Source organism: Winogradskyella sp. J14-2, assembly GCF_001971725.1.
In the GTDB taxonomy this organism is placed as follows: Bacteria; Bacteroidota; Bacteroidia; order Flavobacteriales; family Flavobacteriaceae; genus Winogradskyella.
Genome location: NZ_CP019388.1, coordinates 801317 through 825490 on the forward strand (window position 1 = coordinate 801317; position 24174 = coordinate 825490).

The following is a 24174-nucleotide window of genomic DNA, read 5'->3' on the forward strand; positions in this document are numbered from 1 at the left end:
ATATAAAAATAGCCTCTCTTTATAGAGGCTATTTGCTTTGTCAATTTTATTTATTAAATGCTCATAAAATCATTATCTTGGCACCTAATTAATCGAACACAACCAAAATCATTATAATATGAAGTTTTTAGCTAAAGTCGCTGTAATTCTTATAGTTACCTTTAACCTACAAACCTTAACCGCACAAACTCAGCAAGACGATGCTGAAGAACAGTACTCATTAAACAGTGGTACTATTGATAGCCAATTTGAGTACGTTTTTAGAAAATCTGGAAACTTTAAAGGCACCAATGGTCAACCTTACGAAGCTGTAAAACAAGCTTGGTTATTAAAATTAAAGGCCAACGTTTTAGATTCGCTCAAAACAACATATAAAGATTTAGCCAATTCTGAAGCAACTGTTGCCAACCAAGTTAAAGAAATCGATGATCTAAAAGCAAAACTTGGAAACACACAAACCACTTTAGACCAAACCAACGAAGAAAAAAACAACATGGCATTATTGGGTATGCAAACCAGCAAAACCAATTATAATGTTATTATGTGGAGTATCATCGCTGCACTTACAGCATTGTTATTGTTCTTTATTTATAAGTTTAAAAACAGTAACTCGTTAACCAAAGAAGCAAAACATAAACTTGAAGAAGTAGAAACTGAGTTTGAAGAACACAGACGCAACGCTTTAGAGCGCGAGCAAAAAGTAAGACGTCAGCTTCAAGATGAGATTAATAAGAATAAGGCTTAGCAATTACCTTTTATAAATATTGAAAAATCCGCAATTAGTATTGCGGATTTTTTTGCTTTACTCGCTCTTTAATGAAAGTAATACTATTTTAAATTACCTTTGCATTCCATTTAGAAAGACCATGCGCATAGACATCATAACCGTTTTACCAGAACTTTTAAAAAGTCCGTTTGAAGCATCTATTCTTAAACGTGCCATAGAAGCAGATTTGGTAGAAGTACATTTTCATAACCTTAGAGATTATACTACAGATAATTATAAATCTGTGGACGACTACCAATTTGGTGGTGGAGCAGGTATGGTTATGATGATAGAGCCTATAGATAAATGTATATCTGGTTTGCAAGCAGAGCGTAACTACGACGAGATTATATACATGACACCAGATGGCGAGCGTCTTAACCAAAGTATAGCCAACCAAGTATCGTTAAAAGAAAACATCATTATACTTTGCGGTCATTATAAAGGTGTAGACCAACGTGTGCGCGATAAGTTTATTACCAGAGAAATATCAATTGGAGATTATGTGTTGTCCGGTGGAGAATTGGGTGCAGCTGTGCTCTGCGATGCCGTTATTAGATTAATACCAGGTGTTTTGGGCAATGAGACTTCTGCCCTAACTGATTCGTTTCAAGATAATCTGTTGGCACCACCAATTTACACAAGACCGAGAGACTATAAAGGCATGAAAGTCCCTGAAGTATTGTTTAGTGGTAATTTTGGTGAAATAGAAAAATGGCGCGAAGAGCAAGCCTACCAACGTACCAAAGAAAGACGACCAGATCTTTTGAATGAAGAATGATTATCGCCTAACGGCCTACAAATAAACAACTACACGATTAAACGATTAAATATCGAGCAAAAAACTTTTCACTTTCTACTTTCTACTTTTAACTTTTTAATTATCTTTGCAGCCACTTTTGGATTAACCTCTGGCGAAAATCGTGAATGTTGATTTGAAACAACCATTATAAAAGAGAAAACATGGATTCTTTAGTAAAATTTGTACAAGACGAATTTGTAACCAAAAAAGACTTACCAGAGTTTAGTGCTGGTGATACGATCACAGTATACTACGAAATTAAAGAAGGCAGCAAAACGCGTACACAGTTCTTTAAAGGTGTTGTATTACAACGTAAAGGTAGCGGAGCTTCAGAAACGTTTACAATCCGTAAAATGTCTGGTACTATTGGTGTAGAGCGTATCTTCCCAATTAACTTACCAGCTTTACAAAAAATTGAAGTGAACAAACGTGGTAAAGTACGTAGAGCACGTATATTCTACTTTAGAGGTCTTACTGGTAAAAAAGCAAGAATTAAAGAAGTTAGAAGATAATCTAACACACATAACATTAGAAAAGCCTTCTTTACTGAAGGCTTTTTTATTGCCAATTATTTGTTGGATTCTTTATGAAAGAAAATGAAGATTTTTTCTTTTAGACGAAAAAGAAAATTAAAGCCTAGCCATAGTTAAGCTTTAATTTTATTCTGAAGTATAAATGGAAAAAGAACATTTTATTTCAATTAATTTAATAAATAGTTGGCAACTTTATTAACTTTTGTTGATAAGTACGGTTTATAAATTGTGTATATCTAAATCGTTAAAAAATTTGCATATTCGGAATATAAATCTACTTTAGCTAAACAATTAATAACAAACAGTGTTTGGTTTTAAAAGAAATTTTAAATTTATGTTAATTGTTTAAAGTAACGTTCTTTAAAATAATAAGATTGTTTTTTGAGGTTGACGAACCGCTTGTGTAGGCAAGTGTTGGATAGCCAACCATGAAGTTTAAATTTTATAGTATGCTTGCAGATTATAAAACGTAAACGGAAAGCTTTGAAAAAGTAACGGAAACGAAAGTGAACGTGAAAAGGATGAGCAATGTTTTTGGACGTGTAGGACACGCAAGTGAAGAACAAAGAAGAAATCATCAAGAAAAACAAATCTTATGAAACTTAGTAGTATCAGGTCAATACATTTTGAAAGATATGAAACGTTTCACTTGAAGTAGGAACACTTGAACCGAAAAGGATGATGATGAAAATCATACAGCTGAGTTAGTGGAAGCTAAATAGGTCACGTTAGTACTGTTTCAAAAAAAAGCCATGTCAGAACAGTTTCACTGTAGTGATATGGCTTTTTACTTTTATATACCTAAAGATTAACGCTCGTCACTTCGAGTGAAATTCTTATGGAATTTTGTATTGAGAAATAAACTAGTATCATGAATTTCCTTGTTTTCGATACAAATTTTACGCTCTGTAAGCGTAAGACTTAGTCTAACTTACGAAAATCCATATTCTACTTTCTTCTATATTTATTTTATGAATTTACAAAGCATATCTGACCAAAACTACAGTAATAAAAACTACACCACTAATCTACTTCCAAAAGCAGAATACAGCTATTGCACCTTTACCAACTGCAATTTTGAAAATTCAGATATTTCTAATAACGTCTTTTTAGAATGTGAATTTGTAGATTGCAACTTTAGCAATGTCAACGTAAAACATACAACATTTAATGATGTAAGTTTTAATTCCTGTAAGCTCGTTGGTATTAATTTTAAAGATTGTAGTGAGTTTCTACTCGACTTCAACTTTCGAAATTGCAACCTCAATCTTAGTTCGTTTTCTAGTATGAACGTCAACAAAACATGCTTCAGTAATTGTAAAATGCATCAAGTTGATTTTACATTTACTGAAGCAGAAGAATCAAAATTTTCTCGGTGCGACTTAATGAATTCTATATTTAATAACACCAATCTTGAAAAAGCAGATTTTTCAACAGCTTTTAATTTCAATATTAATCCTGCTGAAAACAATCTTAAAGACGCGCAATTTTCAAAAAATAATATTGAAGGGCTATTAAATATCTTCAAAATAAAGATTAAATAAAAAATCCATTTAATTAAGTATTTCACTCAAGAAATTCTTAAAATTTACCATCAATTACTAGCAATCTCGCAATCGCTAAACCCTATCTATTTTGTATATTTGCACAGCTTAAAAATAAGCTTAAGCATATTCACATTATATTTAACAACCTATGACCAAAACAGCAAAGATTGTTTATACAAAAACAGACGAAGCACCAGCTTTAGCAACACGTTCTTTTTTACCCATTGTTCAATCATTTACTAAATCTTCAGGTATAACTATTGAAACTAAAGACATTTCGTTAGCAGCAAGGGTTTTAGCGGTGTTTCCTGATTATTTAACTGAAGAACAAAGAGTAGCAGATGCCCTTAGTGAGTTGGGTGAATTAGCAAAAAAGCCAGAAGCTAATATTATAAAGTTACCAAACATTAGTGCTTCTATTCCTCAGCTAAGAGATACTATAGAAGAGCTTCAGGCAAAAGGGTATAAACTTCCTGATTATCCAGACGAGCCCAAAAACGATATTGAAAAAGAAATCAAGTCTCGCTACGATAAAGTTAAAGGTAGTGCTGTAAACCCAGTTTTAAGAGAAGGAAACTCAGACAGACGTGCACCAAAAGCTGTTAAGAATTACGCTAAGAAAAACCCACACAGCATGGGAGCTTGGTGCTCAGATTCTAAAACACATGTAGCTACAATGAGCGAAGGGGATTTTGCACACAACGAGAAATCATATACCACAACTGAAGCTACTACAGTAAAAATAGTACACACAGACACAAATGGTAATACTACTGTTTTAAAAGATAATTTAGCATTACAAGCAGAAGAAATTATAGATGCGACTGTAATGAGTAAAAAAGCACTTTTAAGTTTCTTAGAAAGAGAGATAAAAGATGCTAAAGCTCAAGATATTTTAATGTCTTTGCACATGAAAGCTACGATGATGAAGGTTTCTGACCCTATCATTTTTGGTCATGCTGTAAGAACATATTTTAAACCTGTTTTTGAAAAACATGCTGACACTTTTAAAGAAATTGGTGTTGATGTTAATAACGGTTTAGGTAACTTATTAGATAATCTTGAAGAATTACCAGAAGCTAAGCGCAAGGAAATTAAAGCAGATATTGATGCTGCCTTCAATGAAGGGCCTGATTTAGCAATGGTTAACTCTGATAAAGGTATTACCAACTTACACGTGCCGAGCGATGTTATTATTGACGCCTCTATGCCAGCAATGATCCGTACATCTGGACAAATGTGGAATAAAGATGGCAAGCAACAAGATACAAAAGCTATTATTCCAGATAGCAGTTATGCTGGTGTGTATACAGCTACCATAGACTTTTGTAAAAAACATGGAGCTTTTGATCCAACAACTATGGGTACCGTACCAAATGTTGGTCTTATGGCTCAAAAAGCGGAAGAATATGGTTCTCACGATAAAACCTTTGAAATATCATCAAACGGAAAGGTTGAAGTTATTGACGCTAACGGAACTATTTTAACAAGTCATAACGTTGAAACTGGTGATATTTGGAGAATGTGCCAGGTTAAAGACGCACCAGTGCAAGATTGGATTAAATTAGCAGTTACAAGAGCAAGAGCATCGCAAACACCTGCTGTGTTTTGGTTAAATAAAGATAGAGCTCATGATGCAGAATTAATCAAAAAGGTAAATAAATATCTTCCTAATCACAATACTGAAGGTTTAGATATTAGAATTCTTGCACCTATTGAAGCTACTAATTTTACTCTAGAACGTATTAAAGAAGGTAAAGACACTATTTCTGTAACCGGAAATGTTTTAAGAGATTACCTTACAGATTTATTCCCAATATTAGAATTAGGAACCAGTGCAAAAATGTTGTCTATTGTGCCTTTAATGAATGGTGGTGGTTTATTTGAAACTGGTGCTGGTGGCTCTGCTCCAAAGCACGTACAGCAGTTTGTTGAAGAGAATCACTTAAGATGGGATTCTCTTGGTGAATTTTTAGCACTTGCGGTTTCTTTAGACCATTATGCTGAAGTTAATAACAATGCTAAAGCACGTGTTTTAGGAGAAGCTTTAGATGATGCCACCGAGAAACTTTTAGAAAATAAAAAAGGGCCTTCTCGTAAAGTAAACGAAATAGATAACAGAGGTAGCCACTTCTATTTAGCATTATATTGGGCAGAAGCTTTAGCTAACCAAGATACAGATGCTGATTTAAAAGAAGAGTTTACCGCAATTTATAATACACTTTCTTCTAAAGAAGAGCAAATTGTTGCAGAACTTATAGATTGCCAAGGTGAACCAGTAGAAATAGAAGGCTATTATTTTCCCAATGAAACTTTAACAAGCAGTGCTATGCGACCTAGCAAAACACTCAATTCCATATTAAATTAAACTTTTGTTAAAAAGAGCTTCATTAAAAAATGAAGCTTTTTTTATATCCGTAAATTTGTGTTACAAATGCGCTATACAATCGTTTTATAATCAACACCAATCTTACAACCTATGGCCTTAACCTATAGAGTTATACTACTCTTATTATTTTTTTGCCCAAGTGTACTACCAGCACAAGAAAAATTTACATTAAGCGGAACGATTACAGATAGTGAAAGTAACGAAACCTTGATTGGTGTGAATGTTCTTATTCCAGAAATTCAATCTGGTACCATGACCAATGAATACGGCTTCTACTCTATTACACTTCCAAAGGGAACTTACAACATTCAAATAAGCTATTTAGGGTTCAAAACCATAAGCCAGACTATTGAGTTAACTAATGACCTATCTAAAAATTTTCAACTTACTGAAGCTGCTGAGAGTTTAGACGAAGTGGTTATTACTGAAAACGTAGAACAACTTAACATCAGAAAACCACAAATGAGTGTTAACGCCTTATCTATAAATACCATAAAGCAAATGCCAGTAGTTTTAGGCGAAGTTGATGTTATTAAATCCATCACACTTTTGCCAGGTGTTACTAATGCAGGTGAAGGCTCGTCTGGATTCAATGTGCGCGGTGGTGCTGCAGATCAAAATCTTATATTATTAGATGAAGCTACTATTTTTAATTCATCTCACTTATTTGGATTCTTTTCTGTTTTTAATCCAGATGCTATAAAAGATATTAAGCTTTACAAAGGTGGAATTCCTGCCAAGTATGGTGGACGCGTATCGTCTGTTTTAGATATTTATCAAAAAGAAGGTAATAGTAGTAAATTTCAGATGAATGGTGGCATTGGTTTAATCTCCAGTAGGTTGTTAGCAGAAGGACCAATTAAAAAAAATAAGGGATCATTTTTATTTGGTGGTCGCAGTAGTTATGCTCATTTGTTTCTTCCACTTTTTGACCTTGATAATGTGGCCTATTTTTACGATTTAAACACCAAATTAAGTTACCGCTTAAATGATAATAACAGTATTTTCTTGTCGGGTTATTTTGGTAGAGACGTATTTAGCATTCAGGATAGTTTTGAAAACACTTACGGTAATACTGTAGTTAATTTTAGGTGGAATCATTTATTCTCAGATAAGTTATTTTCTAACCTGTCGCTCATTTACTCTGATTATTATTATGGCTTAGATTTAAATTTTGTAGGTTTTGAATGGGAATCTGGTATAAGAAACTTTAATGTTAAGTACGATTTAAAACATTATATAAATAATAATTTTAAGTTAGAATACGGACTCAACAGTATCTATTATAAATTTAATCCAGGAGAAATTAACCCTAATACCGAAGATTCTGGTATTAATCCTTTTAAACTCATTGATAAATATGCATTTGAAAATGCTGTCTATCTTGATGCAGAACATAAGCTAAGTAATAAACTTAGTCTTAGTTATGGAGCTCGGTTTAGTACATTCCATCGTTTGGGCCAAGATGAATTAAATATTTACCAAAATGATAATCCTGTTATTTTCAATGCAGATTTAGGTATTTATGAAGAAGCAGAACCAATAGACACAGCGTCTTTTAACAGAAGCGATGTTATTGAGTCTTTTGCCAACATTGAGCCACGTTTTTCATTAGCGTATCAGCTTAATGATTATTCATCAATAAAGGCAAGCTATAATAGAATGTCTCAATATCTTCATCTTCTATCTAATACAAATTCACCAACACCATTAGATGTGTGGACACCAAGTGGCAAATTCATTAAGCCACAACTTTTAGATCAATATGCGCTAGGCTATTTTAGGACTTTTAAAGACAACACATTCTCATTAGAAGTTGAAACGTTCTATAAAACCATAGATAACCGTATAGACTACATCGACGGTGCAAATCTTATTGCAAATGATGCCATAGAACAAGTTATTCTTAATGGAGAAGCTAGAGCTTATGGTCTAGAAATTCTATTTAGAAAAAACGAAGGACGATTAAAAGGATGGTTAGCTTATACATTATCAAAATCAGAGCAAAGAACCCCAGGAAGGACGGAAACAGAAACAGGTATTAATAATGGTGAATGGTATAATACACCATTTGACAAAACGCACGATATCTCCCTAACAGCAAGCTACGATCTAAATAAAAAATGGAAATTGAGTTCTAATTTTATTTTTCAAACTGGTCAACCGGCCACATTTCCAAATGGTCAATATGAGTATAATGGTATTGTAATACCAAGTTACGAAGCCAGAAACTCGAGTAGATTACCATCATATAATCGATTAGATGTTTCTGCGACCTTTAATCCAAAGCCAAACAGTCAAAAGCGATTTAAAGGCGAATGGGTTTTTGGAATATATAACGTTTATAACAGAAGAAATGCTGCTAATATTACATTTAGAGAAAATAGAATTACTGGAGTTAATGAAGCTGTAAGACTTGCTATATTTGGTATCGTACCTTCTATTTCTTATAATTTTAAATTTTAAATCATGAAAAAGTTTATAACCCTTTTCCTAATTATTTTTGCATTTACAAATTGTGAAGATGTTATAGATGTAGACTTAAATACTGCTGAACCAAGATTGGTTATCGATGCATCGATTAACTGGTTCAAAAATACATCAGGAAATGAACAAAGTATAAAGTTAACATTAACTGCACCCTTTTTTAATGACTCAGTACCACCAGCTAATAACGCTATAGTAACCATTACAGATACTAATAGCAATGTTTTTAATTTTATTGAAGATGGCCAAACAGGAATATACAGAAACAATAATTTTATACCAGTTTTAAACAACACTTACGTATTAACTATTATTTACGAAGGTGAAACTTATACGGCCACAGAAACTTTAAAATCAGTCGTTCCAATCGATTATGTAGAACAAAATGACGAAGGTGGATTTTCTGGTGAGGATATTGAGTTAAAAGCATTTTATACAGATCCTGCAAATATTGAAAATTACTATTTTTTTGAGTTTATAAGTGACATTGCCGTTATTCCAACGTTAGAAGTATATGAAGACCGTTTTACAGACGGAAATCAAATTTTTGGATTTTATACAGAAGAAGACTTAGCCACAAATGATATTGTAACTATAAGAAATTATGGAGTTTCAGAACAGTTTTACGACTATATGTTTATACTTTTACAACAAGGAAGTGAAGAGTCTGGCGGTCCCTTTGAAACACAACCAGCTACAGTTAGAGGTAATTGTATAAATAATACAAATCCAGAAAACTATCCGTTTGGTTATTTTAGATTATCTGAAGTGGATGAGTTAATTTATACAGTTCAATAACAAAAGTTACGTTTTAAATTCTGTAATTTTAGCTTATGAACTTTGAAAAAACTACCGAAAAAGAATCTCACTATAATCATCTCGAAAAGATGACAATTAAAGAGATTATAACTAACATTAACAACGAAGACCAAACTGTACCTAAAGCCGTAGAAAAAGCTTTACCACAAATTGAAACATTAATTAAAGTTATTGTAGAAAAATTACAAAGTGGTGGTCGCCTATTTTACATAGGTGCTGGCACAAGTGGTAGACTAGGAATTTTAGATGCCTCGGAATGTCCACCAACATTTGGTGTTCCACACGATTTAGTGATAGGGATTATTGCTGGTGGCGACACAGCAATTAGAAAAGCTGTAGAAAATGCAGAAGATTCTACAATTCAAGGTTGGAAAGATTTAGAACAATATAAAATAACAACAAAGGATGTTGTTGTTGGCATTGCTGCATCTGGTACTACACCATACGTAGTTCATACATTAAAAAGGTGTAATATCGAAAATATCGTTACAGGCTGTATAACTTGCAATAAAAATAGCCCTTTAAGTCTTACAGCTCAATACCCAATTGTAGTGACTGTTGGACCAGAATTTTTAACAGGAAGTTCAAGAATGAAAGCTGGTACCGCACAAAAATTAGTTCTCAATATGATTACTACTGCGGTAATGATACAGTTAGGACATGTAAAAGGAAACCGTATGGTAGATATGCAACTTAGTAATAATAAGCTTGTAGATCGAGGTCTAAAAATGATAATGGACGAACTTAACATATCACTGGCCACAGCAGAATCACTACTTAAAAAATATAAATCCGTTAGACTAAGTATCGAATATGGAAGAAGAAAACAACAAAACAGATAAAGAACTTCTTAGAAAAGGTCTAAAGCGGTTGGTCATTTGTCTATTCCTGATGTTCTTAGGACCTACTCTTCTTCATATTGCCTTTAGTAATAATGAAAAGGCATTTTACTATCCTATTTTAATAGTTGCCCTTTTAATTTGTATTACGGCTATTGTTATGCTTTATATAGGATTAAATACAATAATGAATAGTATATTTAACAAGGAAAATTAAACCTTAGTTGTATTTGCGTTAAAGTAATTATTAACACAAATACCACATAAAAACAAAAAACCCTTACTAAGTAATAGCAAGGGTTTTCAAAAAAGGCGGCGACCTACTCTTCCACGGATGTAGTACCATCGGCGCAAACGGGCTTAACTTCTCTGTTCGGAATGGTAAGAGGTGAGCCCCGTCGCTATAACCACCTTAAATCTTGGTTGTCATAAACATATACAACACTAATATTGTTGACATATTGAAAAAATCACATGATTGTTGTACCTATAAAAAGAGCGGCGTACAATAAGCCTATGGGTTATTAGTACTACTCGGCTATGACATTGCTGCCTTTACACCTGTAGCCTATCGACGTGGTCATCTTCCACGACCCTTTAAAGAAATCTCATCTTGTGGTGGGTTTCGCGCTTATATGCTTTCAGCGCTTATCCCTTCCGAACGTAGCTACCCTGCAATGCCCCTGGCGGAACAACAGGTACACTAGAGGTTCGTCCAACTCGGTCCTCTCGTACTAGAGTCAGATCCACTCAAATTTCTAACGCCCACAGTAGATAGAGACCGAACTGTCTCACGACGTTCTGAACCCAGCTCGCGTGCCACTTTAATGGGCGAACAGCCCAACCCTTGGGACCTTCTCCAGCCCCAGGATGTGACGAGCCGACATCGAGGTGCCAAACCCCCCCGTCGATGTGAGCTCTTGGGGGAGATCAGCCTGTTATCCCCGGAGTACCTTTTATCCTTTGAGCGATGGCCCTTCCATGCGGAACCACCGGATCACTATGCTCTACTTTCGTACCTGATCGACCTGTATGTCTCTCAGTCAAGCCCCCTTATGCCATTGCACTCTGCGCACGGTTACCAAGCGTGCTGAGGGAACCTTTAGAAGCCTCCGTTACTCTTTTGGAGGCGACCACCCCAGTCAAACTACCCACCAAGCACTGTCCTTCGTAAGAAGTTAGACTCTAGATAAGCAAAGGGTGGTATTTCAACAATGACTCCACAACGCCTGGCGACGCCGCTTCAAAGTCTCCCACCTATCCTACACATTACTTATCCAAAGCCAATACTAAGCTATAGTAAAGGTTCACGGGGTCTTTTCGTCCCACTGCGGGTAATCGGCATCTTCACCGATACTACAATTTCACCGAGCTCATGGCTGAGACAGTGTCCAGATCGTTACACCATTCGTGCAGGTCGGAACTTACCCGACAAGGAATTTCGCTACCTTAGGACCGTTATAGTTACGGCCGCCGTTTACTGGGGCTTCATTTGAGATCTTCGAAGTAAACTTCTAAACCCTCCACTTAACCTTCCAGCACCGGGCAGGTGTCAGGCCCTATACATCATCTTTCGATTTAGCAGAGCCCTGTGTTTTTGATAAACAGTCGCCTGGACCTTTTCACTGCGGCCCATCCGGAGATGGGCGACGCTTCTCCCGAAGTTACGCGTCAATTTTGCCTAGTTCCTTAGCCATGAATCTCTCGAGCACCTTAGAATTCTCATCCCAACTACCTGTGTCGGTTTACGGTACGGGCTGCTTCACTCGCTTTTCTTGGAACCCCCTTCGCTGCATTATCACCTTAGCCGTAGCCTCAGTGTACTATCGCTTGCGCTTCAACGTACTATTCCGTCAGTACGCAGCAACCACGGAGATCCGTCACTTTTAACGTGAGCAGGTACGGGAATATTAACCCGTTGTCCATCCACTACCCCTTTCGGGTTCGCGTTAGGTCCCGACTAACCCTCAGCTGATTAGCATAGCTGAGGAAACCTTAGTCTTTCGGTGTGCGGGTTTCTCGCCCGCATTATCGTTACTTATGCCTACATTTTCTTTTGTAGCTTCTCCAGCATACCTCACGGTACACCTTCGACGACACTACAATGCTCCCCTACCACTTTTTCAAGTCCATAGCTTCGGTAGTATATTTATGCCCGATTATTATCCATGCCGAACCGCTCGACTAGTGAGCTGTTACGCACTCTTTAAATGAATGGCTGCTTCCAAGCCAACATCCTAGCTGTCTAAGCAGTTCAACCTCGTTTATTCAACTTAACATACATTTGGGGACCTTAGCTGATGGTCTGGGTTCTTTCCCTCTCGGACATGGACCTTAGCACCCATGCCCTCACTGCTGATCATCATTTTATAGCATTCGGAGTTTGTCAGGAATTGGTAGGCGGTGAAGCCCCCGCATCCAATCAGTAGCTCTACCTCTATAAAACTAAATCAACGCTGCACCTAAATGCATTTCGGGGAGTACGAGCTATTTCCGAGTTTGATTGGCCTTTCACCCCTACCCACAGGTCATCCGAAGACTTTTCAACGTCAACCGGTTCGGGCCTCCACTATGTGTTACCACAGCTTCACCCTGCCCATGGGTAGATCACACGGTTTCGCGTCTACCACTACTAACTAAGCGCCCTGTTCAGACTCGCTTTCGCTACGGATCCGCACCTGAAGTGCTTAACCTTGCTAGCAACGGTAACTCGTAGGCTCATTATGCAAAAGGCACGCCGTCACGGATAAATCCGCTCCGACCGCTTGTAAGCGTATGGTTTCAGGTTCTATTTCACTCCCTTATTCAGGGTTCTTTTCACCTTTCCCTCACGGTACTAGTTCACTATCGGTCTCTCAGGAGTATTTAGCCTTATCGGATGGTCCCGACAAATTCATACAGGGTTACACGTGCCCCGCACTACTCAGGATACTGCTATCTTACTAATCTTTACCTATACCGGGCTATCACCGTCTTTGGCCTGTCTTTCCAAACAGTTCTAGTTCATTATAGCTCGAATATCGCAGTCCTACAACCCCAACATTGCCGTAACAATATTGGTTTGGGCTAATCCGCGTTCGCTCGCCACTACTAGCGGAATCACTTTTGTTTTCTTCTCCTCCGGGTACTTAGATGTTTCAGTTCTCCGGGTTCGCCTCCTTAAAGGATAACATGTCTTCAACATGCTGGGTTGCCCCATTCGGATATCTGCGGATCGATTTGTATGTGCCAATCCCCGCAGCTTTTCGCAGCTTATCACGTCCTTCATCGCCTCTGAGAGCCTAGGCATTCCCCATACGCTCTTATTTAGCTTATTGTACTTTTGTCTTTTTAATGAGTTATAATTGCTCGTTACAATTATTTTGTTTTATTAAATATTTCTATCTAATTATCATGTATCTTTTTTCAATATGTCAATGAACGTTTGTTCAGCTCGCAGTAACCAGTATCAGTTAGCGGTAAAACCGCTTTCCGTAAACTGTAACTGTCTACTGATCTTTGTGGAGAATACCGGAGTCGAACCGGTGACCTCCTGCGTGCAAGGCAGGCGCTCTAGCCAGCTGAGCTAATTCCCCATATACTAGTAGTTAGTACATAGTAGTTAGTAGTTTACCAAACTACCCTCTCAACTTCTAGAATTTCCTTTAATTTAGTAGTCTCAGGCAGACTCGAACTGCCGACCTCTACATTATCAGTGTAGCGCTCTAACCAGCTGAGCTATGAGACTCTACTTAATTATTGATATCTTAAATTAACAGCAAGAGAATAAAACCACTTATTTCCTTTTTTTGATAGCTTCCTATCAGTCGTCTTTCTCTAGAAAGGAGGTGTTCCAGCCGCACCTTCCGGTACGGCTACCTTGTTACGACTTAGCCCTAGTTACCGATTTTACCCTAGGCCGCTCCTTGCGGTGACGGACTTCAGGCACTCCCAGCTTCCATGGCTTGACGGGCGGTGTGTACAAGGCCCGGGAACGTATTCACCGGATCATGGCTGATATCCGATTACTAGCGATTCCAGCTTCACGGAGTCGAGTTGCAGACTCCGATCCGAACTGAGATATAGTTTGTAGATTCGCTCCTTCTCACGAAGTGGCTGCTCATTGTCTATACCATTGTAGCACGTGTGTAGCCCAGGACGTAAGGGCCGTGATGATTTGACGTCATCCCCACCTTCCTCGCGGTTTGCACCGGCAGTCTTGCTAGAGTTCCCATCTTTACATGCTGGCAACTAACAACAGGGGTTGCGCTCGTTATAGGACTTAACCTGACACCTCACGGCACGAGCTGACGACAACCATGCAGCACCTTGTAAAGTGTCCGAAGAAAAATCTATCTCTAGACCTGTCACTCTACATTTAAGCCCTGGTAAGGTTCCTCGCGTATCATCGAATTAAACCACATGCTCCACCGCTTGTGCGGGCCCCCGTCAATTCCTTTGAGTTTCATTCTTGCGAACGTACTCCCCAGGTGGGTCACTTATCACTTTCGCTTAGCCACTCAGACCGAAATCCGAACAGCTAGTGACCATCGTTTACGGCGTGGACTACCGGGGTATCTAATCCCGTTCGCTCCCCACGCTTTCGTCCATCAGTGTCAATATATTGTTAGTGATCTGCCTTCGCAATCGGTATTCTATGTAATATCTATGCATTTCACCGCTACACTACATATTCTAACCACTTCACAATAATTCAAGACTAGCAGTATCAAAGGCAGTTCTACAGTTGAGCTGCAGGCTTTCACCTCTGACTTACCAATCCACCTACGGACCCTTTAAACCCAATGATTCCGGATAACGCTTGCATCCTCCGTATTACCGCGGCTGCTGGCACGGAGTTAGCCGATGCTTATTCTTACGGTACCGTCAGCCACCTACACGTAGATGGGTTTCTTCCCGTATAAAAGCAGTTTACAACCCATAGGGCAGTCTTCCTGCACGCGGCATGGCTGGATCAGGCCCTCGCCCATTGTCCAATATTCCTCACTGCTGCCTCCCGTAGGAGTCTGGTCCGTGTCTCAGTACCAGTGTGGGGGATCCCCCTCTCAGGGCCCCTATCTATCGTTGCCATGGTGTGCCGTTACCACACCATCTAGCTAATAGAACGCATACTCATCTCTTACCGCCGAAGCTTTAATCTAAGTCCCATGCGGAACTTAGATACTATGGGGTATTATTCTTCGTTTCCAAAGGCTATTCCCCAGTAAAAGGTAGATTGTATACGCGTTACGCACCCGTGCGCCACTCGTCAGCAAAAAAGCAAGCTTTTTCCTGTTACCGTTCGACTTGCATGTGTTAGGCCTGCCGCTAGCGTTCATCCTGAGCCAGGATCAAACTCTTCATCGTTAAATTTTTAAGTCTCTCGACTTATTCTCTTAACAACTAATAGGAATTCTCTCAGTACTCTAAATGATCTATTCTCTTGTTATGAACCAACCGTTTCCAGTTGATCCTTACGCTGTCAATTCAATATGTTAATGAACTTGTTTTCTTTACTTTTTCTTAACCTTATTTCGTTAAGCGGGTGCAAATATAAAACCCTTTTTTTATTCCCACAACATCTTTTTGAAAAAAAATAAATTTATTTTCCTGATGCCCCTTTATGAGAATGAACTTACCCAAACTCGTCGCAATGCGCCCGTTTAGGGGGTGCAAATATAAAACCCTTTTTTATATTCACAAGCTAATTCTGAGTTTATTTTAAATAATGTTTTATTACACTAAATTTTTAACATATTATACAGAGTTGAATTTTATTAAAAACTTCACTTTGTCCTTTATATATATACATATATCTTTGTAGGCTTAATTTATATTAGAAACCAATGATTAAAATTACTCTACCTGATGGTTCTATAAGATCCTTTGATAAAGAGGTAACGCCTTATGATGTGGCTGTTGACATTAGCGAAGGTTTTGCGCGAAATGTGATTTCAGCAAAGTTCAATAACACTATTATTGAAACCACCACTCCATTAACTACTGATGGCAGCCTTACTCTGTATACTTGGAGAGATGCTGAGGGAAAAAAAGCCTTTTGGCACTCCTCAGCACATGTTTTAGCGCAAGCTTTAGAGGAACTTTATCCAAATGTAAAACTTTGGGTTGGTCCTGCAATTGAAAACGGTTTCTATTATGATGTCGATTTAGGTGAAGATTCTATTTCAGAAAAAGATTTTAAGGCTATTGAAAATAAGATGATGGAAATTGCTCGCGGAAAACATGAATTTAAAATGCGAGATGTCTCTAAGGCAGATGCTCTGTCCTATTACAAAAGTAAAAACGAATATAAGGTAGACCTCATTGAAAATCTAGAGGATGGTACTATAAGTTTTTGTGATCATTCTACATTTACAGATTTATGCCGAGGTGGACATATCCCTAATACAGGTATTATCAAAGCTGTCAAGATTTTAAGTGTAGCTGGTGCATATTATAAAGGTGATGAAAATGAAAAGCAACTCACGAGGGTTTATGGTATTTCATTTCCAAAACAAAAGGAATTAACTGAATATCTTCATTTACTGGAGGAAGCGAAAAAAAGAGATCACAGAAAGTTAGGAAAAGAATTAGAGTTATTTACGTTTTCTCAAAAAGTAGGTCAAGGATTACCACTGTGGCTTCCAAAAGGTGCTGCACTAAGAGAGCGGTTAGAAAACTTTTTGAAAGCTGCTCAAAAAAAAGCTGGTTATGAAATGGTTGTCACGCCACACATTGGTAACAAGGATTTATATATAACTTCTGGCCATTTTGCCAAATATGGTGAAGATAGCTTTCAACCTATAAATACGCCAGCAGAGGGTGAAGAGTTTTTACTGAAGCCAATGAATTGCCCACATCATTGTGAGATTTATAACAACAAACCTTATTCCTATAAAGAATTGCCTAAACGGTTTGCAGAATTTGGCACTGTTTACAGATATGAACAAAGCGGTGAACTTCATGGTTTAACTCGTGTAAGAGGGTTTACACAAGATGATGCCCATATTTTTTGTACACCAGACCAACTAGACGCTGAGTTTAAAGAAGTTATAGATTTGGTACTCTATGTATTTGGCTCTCTAGGGTTTGAGAACTTTACAGCGCAGGTATCTTTGAGAGATCCTGATAAACCCGAGAAATACATTGGTAGTGACGAAAATTGGGAGAAGGCAGAAAAAGCCATTTTAAATGCAGCACAAGATAAAGGATTAAATTACGTTGTGGAAACTGGTGAAGCCGCTTTTTATGGTCCAAAGTTAGATTTTATGGTTAAAGATGCTTTAGGTCGTCAATGGCAACTGGGTACTATACAGGTGGATTATAACCTTCCAGAGCGATTTGACCTAACCTATAAAGGTAGTGATAATGAGCTTCACAGACCAGTAATGATACACAGGGCTCCGTTTGGAAGTATGGAACGTTTTGTAGCCATTTTGTTAGAACATACGGGTGGAAATTTCCCACTTTGGCTTATGCCAGAACAGGTTATTATACTATCTGTTAGTGAGAAATATGAAAAATACGCCGAAAAAGTTTTAAATTTGCTAGAAAATAACGAAATTCGCGCCCTCGTAGATAATAGAAATGAAACTGTCGGTAAGAAAATTAGAGAAGCAGAAATTCAAAAATTTCCTTACATTATCGTGGTTGGTGAGCAAGAAGAAAAAAATAAAACTATAACTGTACGACAGCATGGAGGTGAAGATCTGGGTACGATAAGTGTCAGTGAATTCTCTGAAATGATAAACAAAAAAATAAATGAAAGCTTAAAAAGCTTTTAATAAAATAAAGTTTAATTAAAAAATATAAGCCATAGCAATACGTAGAAACAGAAGGAGTTACAACAGAAGAGAAGCCCAAGAGGACAAACATCGTATAAACTCTAAAATTAGAACCGAAGAAGTTCGAGTTGTAGGCGAAAATGTTGAAGTAGGCATTTACCCTATAAAAAAAGCATTATCCATGGCTGACGAACAAGGATTAGATCTTGTTGAGATTTCGCCAAATGCAAATCCGCCTGTTTGTAAAATTATGGATTATAAAAAGTTTCTTTACGAACAAAAGAAACGTGAAAAAGTTTTAAAAGCCAAAGCTTCTAAAGTCGTTGTTAAAGAAATTCGATTTGGTCCTCAAACCGATGACCATGATTACGAATTTAAAAAGAAACATGCTATTAAATTCTTGCAAGATGGTGCAAAGTTAAAAGCATTCGTATTTTTTAAAGGAAGGTCTATAGTTTTTAAAGAACAAGGACAAATCTTGTTATTAAGATTGGCTCAAGATCTCGAAGAGTACGGAAAAGTAGAGCAAATGCCAAAGCTTGAAGGAAAGCGAATGATTATGTTCATAGCACCAAAGAAAGCTAAATAAATTAAAAAATCGACTATTGGCAAAAGCTAATGGTTAATAAGAATAAGCGAAACGTAAAATTAAAACTAGGACAAAATGCCTAAAATGAAAACAAAATCAAGTGCTAAGAAACGTTTCAAACTAACTGGCACTGGTAAAATTAAAAGAAAGCACGCTTTTAAGAGTCATATCTTAACAAAGAAATCTAAAAAGCGTAAGCTAGCGTTAACTCATGACACATTAGTGCATAAGGCTGACGAAGATAATATTAAAACTATGTTGCGTTTAAAGTAACAATGTTTTAATCGGTTAAAACAAATTATAAACCCTGGAGTTAGGCAAATTTATTTAGCAAGTACCACATGGGTCGCCTACTACAAAAAACAATTTAAAGTAATGCCAAGATCAGTAAATTCAGTTGCAAAAAGGGCTAGAAGAAAAAAAGTTCTTAAGCAAGCAAAAGGTTACTTCGGAAGACGTAAAAACGTTTGGACAGTAGCAAAAAATGCGGTGGACAAAGCGATGCAATACTCGTACAGAGACCGTAGAAACAAAAAAAGAACATTCCGCGCACTATGGATTATGCGTATTAACGCAGGTGCCAGACAACACGGAATGAGTTATTCAAAATTTATGGGTAAGTTAAAAGCTAATAATATTGCATTGAATCGTAAGGTTCTTGCAGATTTAGCGATGAATCACCCAGAAGCTTTTGAAGCAATAGTAAACAAAGTTAAATAAGGCTTTTAGCCAAATTAATAACAACATTTCGCTTATAAAATCCGGCTTTTTCAAGTCGGATTTTTTTTATAAAAAAACCGTTGGTTAATGACATAAACCAACGGATTGCAAATAGTTAATCCCTACATTAACTATTTAACGTCTTTAGTTTTTATTCTTTATTAAGCTTTCTAAATGTTTGTTTTGCTTTATGAGCAACGCCACTGTATTTTTTAATTCATCTATTTGTTCTTGTTGTTGCTGTATTGCTTTAATTGCCACGGGTATTATATCACTATAATAGACTCCTAGTTTATTATTTTTTACCCTTACATAAGTTCCATCTTCGTTTTTTGCAACCCAACTATGTGTTTGCACTACTTCAGGAAGTATTTCTAACAAATTTTGTGCTGAAAAACCAATTTTTCTAGCTTGAAGAGCATTTGGAATATCGGTTTTACCTAGAGTTTGATCTTTCCATTTGTAACTAATAGTTTTAATTTTTAAAATCTCTTCCAAGCCATATTCAAGGTTTTGTATTTCTTTTTTATAGGTTTCATCTGAGGTAGTTATTACACCATTGGTAGCGTATACTGCACCCCATCTTCTATTAGATTTTCCGAGTGTATTACCAAACTGAGATGTTTCATCATCCATAGGGCTAAAACCACTTCCTTCAAAAAATAATTCATCTGTACCATCTACAAAGTACTCTATAGATCCCATGGCTACTGCAGTACCGCCTGTTGAGCCAGCATCGAATCCTGCCACAAAATCTTTGGTAAAAGTAGAACTACCAGAGTCTAGGAATGTAGAACCATCATCACCATCTACTAGCGGAAATCCACCTCCAAAATTAATATAGTTATCCTCTAGATTTGTTTCCATGACTTCTCTTAAATTCCCTTCAAATATTATATCGCCCGGAAACGCGGCTGTATTGCTTGTTGTAAAAGTAAGATCATTATCATCTAATGCTATGGTTGTATTTTGAATTAAGGTACCGCCTAATCTTACATTACCTGAAGTTTCTGAAATTCCGTTTTCAAAAATATAAGACCCACTTCCTGTAGGTAGTGTAACAGTATTACCATTTTCTATGGATAGTTGATTACCAGATATACTTATAGTTTGATTGTCCGTACCACCAACACTATTGCTTGGCTGCCAGGTTCCGTTACCATCTGCATCGCTTGTAAGAACATAGCCATCTTGTTGTTGGCCATCTTCTAATCTAAAGGCATAACTTCCAGTAACGGCAGTGGTGGTTTCTGTTACTAAAATATTATCTACCGAGGCACCAAAATCAAAAATTCCTTGATATTCAAAACGCAATGAATAATTATCTCCGGCAGTAACATTTACTGTACCATTGTATGAAGTATCTTGGTCAGTGGTAATATTAACTAGGTCTGCTCCTACTTGACTGTTGGTTGTATTATTAAAGAGGTAAGCTCTAAAAAAATCATCGGCTCCGAGATAATCATTATATCTGTAATCAAAACTTATAGTGATCACTGTAGATGCTGGATTTGCAACAAAATTAACTATTGCGGTAGAATTTTGACTGCAACCTGTTTCGTCAGAGTCTATAAAAATCCATGTTCCTGCACATGAATTACAATTAGCACTTGCATCGCCTGTTGTTGTGGTCTCCCAACCATCTACTGAACAGCCAATACTAGAATTAATCTCTGTTATTGTATAAGAATCAAAGTTTTGATTTAATAGTTCGGTAGTTCCGCCTGTGTTACCAGGTATAGTTGTGCCCACAACATGAAATGTTGCGGTAGGGTTAGTTGTACCAATACCTACTTGCGATAGAGCTTGATTAATACCTAATACTGAAATAACTAAAATGGCTAATAATGGTCTCATAATAAATATATAATAATTGTAAAACTATGAGAATCAATGCCTATGTTAATAAATTATTTGAGTAATGTTGTGTATTTTCCCTGAATCAGTACAAATAAATAATATTTTAATATATTGTTTTAAACCAAAGTAAGTTAGTTTTCTATGAGATATGTATAAGGTTTTACTTGTTATACCCACAATTATAGCAATAGTATTTGCGCTGCTTTTTATTAAAAAATCGAAAAAGACTAAAGTACAGTTTTACTTCTTAGGGTTATTTTTCTTCTTGTTTTTTTTAATACTAATGGCTATTCTTTTGGTCGCTGAGAACAATACCAATAGCTTTATTAAGTCTGTTATTGATTTCTTTTCGTTACTTTTCTATGTAGCTATTATTAGTATACCACAGACAGTATACTTTTATATTATTTCTCTTTCTAACATTAAGGATTCTGATAAAAAAATAAGTCGTGTAGTTCAACATTACTATCTTCCATTTATCTTATTAATTATTAATATTTTTTCATTTTTTTATTTAAAATTATCCACAGATAGCGATAGTCTTGTCTATGATATATCTGTGAAGATTATGAATTTTTCTAACTTTACAGCACTACTTTTCATATTTCCTGTTTTAAACTGCTACTATATTTATAACTCGGTTAGAGTCTATAGATTACACAAAGAGAATGTCCCTAGGATGTTTTCTTACGATACAGGTGTTGACCTAAGATGGATGCTAGAATATATCATTGGATATTGCATCTTTATTGTTATTATTTATTTACTACAAGTTTACACACATATTTTAGCATTAAATATTTTTACTGGCTTATTTTTATCATTTTACCTTCTTTATATAGGCATTAATGGCCTTAGGCAAAAGAAAGTGAGATTTGAGAAGGGGTTAGTAAGATCTACTTACACTAGCACCAAGTATGATGGTGATGATGCTTTAATAAGTGAAGACAAAGCAAATGAACTTAAGCTTCTTATTTTAGAAAAAATTAAAGAAGCACCTTATTTAGATAAATCTCTAACAATAAACCAATTTTCTAAATCAATTGGTTCTAATAGTAAGTATGTTTCTAAAATATTAAATACTGAATTTAAACAAAACTTTGCCACCTTCATAAACAGTTATAGAATAGAAAAAGCGAAATCTTTACTAACCTCTGAGACGTATTCTAAGTACACTATAGAGACCATAAGTGAGATTGTTGGTTTTCATTCTAAATCTGCATTTAATAAAGCATTTAAGTCTTTAGCAGGTATTACTCCGTCTGCATACCGCAAGAAAAATAAAGCTAGTTTAAACACAACCAAAAGCCGTAAGCACTAAAGATCGGCCAGAGGCATAGTTTCGGTGCTCACAAAGGTATATACCTTGCCAAATACCCATATTTAGTTTACCATTAGTAATTGGTATTTGTACTGAGGTTCCCATCAAAGAAGCTTTTATATGTGCTGGCATATCATCTGGTCCTTCATAGGTATGTTTATAATACGGTTGATTTTCGGGCACCATTTTATTAATATGACTTTCAAAATCTAATCTTACTGATGGGTCTGCATTTTCATTTATGGTTAAACTTGCTGATGTATGTTTAATAAAAACTTGTAATTGGCCAATTCTTATCTGTTTAACCTCAGGGATTGCATTTATTATTTTTGAAGTAATAAGATGAAAACCTCTTGGGTGAGCCTCTAATTTAATTTCTTTTTGAAAGCATATCATTTATGGTAATGTATATTACGTTTTCTGCTTCTTCTTCTTAGCAGCTGGAAAAAGTACATTATTTAATATTAACCTATAACCAGGAGATGTTGGGTGTAAATCGAGTTCTGTCTTTGGGTCTCCTACTCTATGTGTATAATCTTCTGGATCGTGACCTCCATAAAATGTAAAAAAGCCTTTACCCTTAATTCCGTGAATGTATTTTGCTTCTCCATTAGTTCTATTTTCGCCCATTACCAATACATTAGATTTTATTTCTTCTCTTGTAAAAGATGTCGTTTGTCCCATAAATCCCTTTACTAGAGATGTATGATTTTGTGTTAACATCGTTGGTATAGGATCCCACTTTGCAGAGTATTCCATTAAAGAAAAGTAGTCTGTTTTAAAAGGTATTTGACGTTTTTGAGTCATATCTATTGAAGAAAATTCATAAACATTAGGACTTCTTTCTAATATGTAGTCCTTAAACGCAAATGTTTTTGAGTAATCTATTTTGTTCTGATATCCAGGATCACTTCCATCTCCATCAAACATAGGCTCGCAAATGTCAACGCCTTCTGCTGATAAAGCAATATCAAAACTATCGGTTGCAGAACACATTGCAAACATAAATCCACCACCTACTACGTAATCTCTAATTTTTAGGGCTACTGCTAATTTTGCTTCAGACACCTTATCGTAACCCAGTCTATTTGCTAATTCTTCTGCCGCTTTCTTTTCTTCAATATACCATGCTGCAGAACGGTAGGTTCTATAAAATTTTCCGTACTGACCAGTAAAGTCCTCGTGATGCAAGTGAAGCCAGTCGTAAAGTAAGAGTTCATCGTTTAAAACTTCTTCGTCATAAATAGTTTCATACGGAATTTCAGCATAAGTTAAAACCATTGTTACAGCATCATCCCAAGGTTGCTTTCCGTAAGGTGTATAGACTGCAATCTTTGGTGCTTTTTCTAATACAACCGCCTCTTGATTTACCGCAGGACTAGCAATTTCATCCAAAATTTCTTGTGCTTTAGTATCTGAAATCACTTCAAAAGACACACCTCTGATTTGACATTCGCGCTGAATAATCTCAGCATCTGGTAACAAAAACGAACCTCCTCTATAATTTAACAACCAGTTTACTTTCAACTCTCGCTCTAACGTCCAGTAAGTAACTCCATAAGCTTTGAGATGATTTTCTTGAGACTCAGCATCCATAGGAATTAATATATATGAAGCGTATGCATTAACACTTAGAAACAATGCAAATATTACAAAAGTTAATTTTTTCAAGTTCATAGATTTAAAACGAAATATAACCAATTTTTAGTCTTTAATGGCTTATTTTATCATTCTTTTAA

17 protein-coding genes, 2 tRNA genes and 3 rRNA genes are annotated in these 24174 nt (G+C 36.3%); 14 read left to right on the forward strand and 8 right to left on the reverse strand.

All coding sequences use genetic code 11. The features are described 5' to 3' along the window. Positions 1 to 118 precede the first annotated feature (118 nt). The 9 genes from BWZ20_RS03795 to BWZ20_RS03835 all read left to right on the forward strand — a co-directional run bounded on the left by BWZ20_RS03795 (position 119) and on the right by BWZ20_RS03835 (position 10399). A complete protein-coding gene (locus BWZ20_RS03795; RefSeq protein WP_076616545.1) occupies positions 119 to 745 on the forward strand; it encodes a tRNA (guanine-N1)-methyltransferase in 627 nt (208 codons plus the stop codon). A gap of 121 nt (positions 746 to 866) precedes the next feature. After that, positions 867 to 1547 carry a tRNA (guanosine(37)-N1)-methyltransferase TrmD gene (gene trmD, locus BWZ20_RS03800; RefSeq protein WP_076616548.1) on the forward strand — a complete coding sequence of 227 codons (681 nt, stop codon included), beginning with the start codon at positions 867 to 869 and terminating at the stop codon, positions 1545 to 1547. Between the two features lie 182 nt (positions 1548 to 1729). Beyond that, positions 1730 to 2080 carry a 50S ribosomal protein L19 gene (gene rplS, locus BWZ20_RS03805; RefSeq protein WP_076616552.1) on the forward strand — a complete coding sequence of 117 codons (351 nt, stop codon included), beginning with the start codon at positions 1730 to 1732 and terminating at the stop codon, positions 2078 to 2080. Between the two features lie 992 nt (positions 2081 to 3072). Then, positions 3073 to 3645, forward strand: a complete 573-nt coding sequence (locus tag BWZ20_RS03810; protein ID WP_076616556.1) for a pentapeptide repeat-containing protein — start codon at positions 3073 to 3075, stop codon at positions 3643 to 3645. A gap of 151 nt (positions 3646 to 3796) precedes the next feature. Beyond that, entirely contained in the window at positions 3797 to 6016 is a 2220-nt protein-coding gene (locus BWZ20_RS03815; RefSeq protein ID WP_076616559.1) for an NADP-dependent isocitrate dehydrogenase, read from the forward strand. Between the two features lie 111 nt (positions 6017 to 6127). Next, the gene (locus BWZ20_RS03820; RefSeq protein ID WP_076616562.1) at positions 6128 to 8503 is read left to right on the forward strand and encodes a TonB-dependent receptor; all 2376 of its coding nucleotides are present in this window, start codon (positions 6128 to 6130) and stop codon (positions 8501 to 8503) included. Positions 8504 to 8506: 3 nt separating this feature from the next. After that, entirely contained in the window at positions 8507 to 9322 is an 816-nt protein-coding gene (locus tag BWZ20_RS03825) for a DUF4249 family protein (protein WP_076616566.1), read from the forward strand. A gap of 35 nt (positions 9323 to 9357) precedes the next feature. After that, positions 9358 to 10185: an N-acetylmuramic acid 6-phosphate etherase gene (gene murQ, locus BWZ20_RS03830; protein ID WP_076616569.1), complete on the forward strand. Its 828-nt coding sequence runs from the start codon at positions 9358 to 9360 to the stop codon at positions 10183 to 10185. Continuing rightward, positions 10157 to 10399 (forward strand): DUF6095 family protein, encoded by a 243-nt coding sequence (locus BWZ20_RS03835; protein ID WP_076616574.1) that lies wholly within the window; start codon positions 10157 to 10159, stop codon positions 10397 to 10399. The genes murQ and BWZ20_RS03835 overlap by 29 nt, the downstream gene beginning before the upstream one ends. Before the next feature lie 90 nt (positions 10400 to 10489). On the opposite strand, the gene rrf is transcribed toward BWZ20_RS03835, so the two are convergent. From rrf to BWZ20_RS03860, 5 genes are all read right to left on the reverse strand, one after another. Next, a 5S ribosomal RNA gene (gene rrf / locus BWZ20_RS03840) occupies positions 10490 to 10597 on the reverse strand. 89 nt (positions 10598 to 10686) lie between these two features. Next, positions 10687 to 13499 (reverse strand): 23S ribosomal RNA (locus BWZ20_RS03845). A gap of 184 nt (positions 13500 to 13683) precedes the next feature. Further along, positions 13684 to 13757 (reverse strand) — tRNA-Ala (locus BWZ20_RS03850). Positions 13758 to 13835: 78 nt separating this feature from the next. Then, a tRNA-Ile gene (locus BWZ20_RS03855) sits at positions 13836 to 13909 on the reverse strand. Between the two features lie 93 nt (positions 13910 to 14002). Beyond that, positions 14003 to 15528 (reverse strand): 16S ribosomal RNA (locus BWZ20_RS03860). The 16S, 23S and 5S rRNA genes sit together here with 2 tRNA genes alongside, the layout of an rRNA operon. 479 nt (positions 15529 to 16007) lie before the next feature. Between BWZ20_RS03860 and thrS the strand changes: the two genes are divergently transcribed. The 4 genes from thrS (at position 16008) to rplT (ending at position 19254) form a co-directional block, all read left to right on the forward strand. Further along, entirely contained in the window at positions 16008 to 17945 is a 1938-nt protein-coding gene (gene thrS / locus BWZ20_RS03865) for a threonine--tRNA ligase (RefSeq protein WP_076616577.1), read from the forward strand. Positions 17946 to 18039: 94 nt separating this feature from the next. Continuing rightward, positions 18040 to 18534 (forward strand): translation initiation factor IF-3, encoded by a 495-nt coding sequence (gene infC, locus BWZ20_RS03870; protein ID WP_232217153.1) that lies wholly within the window; start codon positions 18040 to 18042, stop codon positions 18532 to 18534. A gap of 75 nt (positions 18535 to 18609) precedes the next feature. Then, positions 18610 to 18807, forward strand: a complete 198-nt coding sequence (gene rpmI, locus BWZ20_RS03875; protein WP_019388182.1) for a 50S ribosomal protein L35 — start codon at positions 18610 to 18612, stop codon at positions 18805 to 18807. 102 nt (positions 18808 to 18909) lie between these two features. Beyond that, the gene (rplT, locus tag BWZ20_RS03880; protein WP_076616585.1) at positions 18910 to 19254 is read left to right on the forward strand and encodes a 50S ribosomal protein L20; all 345 of its coding nucleotides are present in this window, start codon (positions 18910 to 18912) and stop codon (positions 19252 to 19254) included. Positions 19255 to 19398: 144 nt separating this feature from the next. Here rplT and BWZ20_RS03885 read toward each other — a convergent pair whose 3' ends face one another. After that, positions 19399 to 21111, reverse strand: coding sequence for a tail fiber domain-containing protein (locus BWZ20_RS03885; RefSeq protein ID WP_076616587.1), 1713 nt, complete (start codon positions 21109 to 21111; stop codon positions 19399 to 19401). Positions 21112 to 21397: 286 nt separating this feature from the next. On the opposite strand from BWZ20_RS03885, the gene BWZ20_RS03890 reads away from it, so the two are divergent. Then, complete coding sequence (locus tag BWZ20_RS03890) at positions 21398 to 22435, forward strand: helix-turn-helix domain-containing protein (RefSeq protein ID WP_198034969.1); 1038 nt, start codon at positions 21398 to 21400, stop codon at positions 22433 to 22435. Here BWZ20_RS03890 and BWZ20_RS03895 read toward each other — a convergent pair. Both BWZ20_RS03895 and BWZ20_RS03900 read right to left on the reverse strand, forming a co-directional pair. Then, positions 22406 to 22831 (reverse strand): secondary thiamine-phosphate synthase enzyme YjbQ, encoded by a 426-nt coding sequence (locus BWZ20_RS03895; protein WP_076616592.1) that lies wholly within the window; start codon positions 22829 to 22831, stop codon positions 22406 to 22408. The genes BWZ20_RS03890 and BWZ20_RS03895 overlap by 30 nt on opposite strands. A 15-nt stretch (positions 22832 to 22846) precedes the next feature. Beyond that, positions 22847 to 24031 carry an asparagine synthetase B gene (locus tag BWZ20_RS03900; RefSeq protein WP_076621252.1) on the reverse strand — a complete coding sequence of 395 codons (1185 nt, stop codon included), beginning with the start codon at positions 24029 to 24031 and terminating at the stop codon, positions 22847 to 22849. Positions 24032 to 24174 lie beyond the last annotated feature (143 nt).

Coding starts and splice junctions, on each gene's coding strand:
- BWZ20_RS03795 (WP_076616545.1), top strand. CDS start 119: ATGAAGTTTTTAGCTAAAGTCGCTGTAATTCTTATAGTTACCTTTAAC.
- trmD (WP_076616548.1), top strand. CDS start 867: ATGCGCATAGACATCATAACCGTTTTACCAGAACTTTTAAAAAGTCCG.
- rplS (WP_076616552.1), top strand. CDS start 1,730: ATGGATTCTTTAGTAAAATTTGTACAAGACGAATTTGTAACCAAAAAA.
- BWZ20_RS03810 (WP_076616556.1), top strand. CDS start 3,073: ATGAATTTACAAAGCATATCTGACCAAAACTACAGTAATAAAAACTAC.
- BWZ20_RS03815 (WP_076616559.1), top strand. CDS start 3,797: ATGACCAAAACAGCAAAGATTGTTTATACAAAAACAGACGAAGCACCA.
- BWZ20_RS03820 (WP_076616562.1), top strand. CDS start 6,128: ATGGCCTTAACCTATAGAGTTATACTACTCTTATTATTTTTTTGCCCA.
- BWZ20_RS03825 (WP_076616566.1), top strand. CDS start 8,507: ATGAAAAAGTTTATAACCCTTTTCCTAATTATTTTTGCATTTACAAAT.
- murQ (WP_076616569.1), top strand. CDS start 9,358: ATGAACTTTGAAAAAACTACCGAAAAAGAATCTCACTATAATCATCTC.
- BWZ20_RS03835 (WP_076616574.1), top strand. CDS start 10,157: ATGGAAGAAGAAAACAACAAAACAGATAAAGAACTTCTTAGAAAAGGT.
- thrS (WP_076616577.1), top strand. CDS start 16,008: ATGATTAAAATTACTCTACCTGATGGTTCTATAAGATCCTTTGATAAA.
- rpmI (WP_019388182.1), top strand. CDS start 18,610: ATGCCTAAAATGAAAACAAAATCAAGTGCTAAGAAACGTTTCAAACTA.
- rplT (WP_076616585.1), top strand. CDS start 18,910: ATGCCAAGATCAGTAAATTCAGTTGCAAAAAGGGCTAGAAGAAAAAAA.
- BWZ20_RS03885 (WP_076616587.1), bottom strand. CDS start 21,111: ATGAGACCATTATTAGCCATTTTAGTTATTTCAGTATTAGGTATTAAT.
- BWZ20_RS03890 (WP_198034969.1), top strand. CDS start 21,398: ATGGCTATTCTTTTGGTCGCTGAGAACAATACCAATAGCTTTATTAAG.
- BWZ20_RS03895 (WP_076616592.1), bottom strand. CDS start 22,831: ATGATATGCTTTCAAAAAGAAATTAAATTAGAGGCTCACCCAAGAGGT.
- BWZ20_RS03900 (WP_076621252.1), bottom strand. CDS start 24,031: ATGGATGCTGAGTCTCAAGAAAATCATCTCAAAGCTTATGGAGTTACT.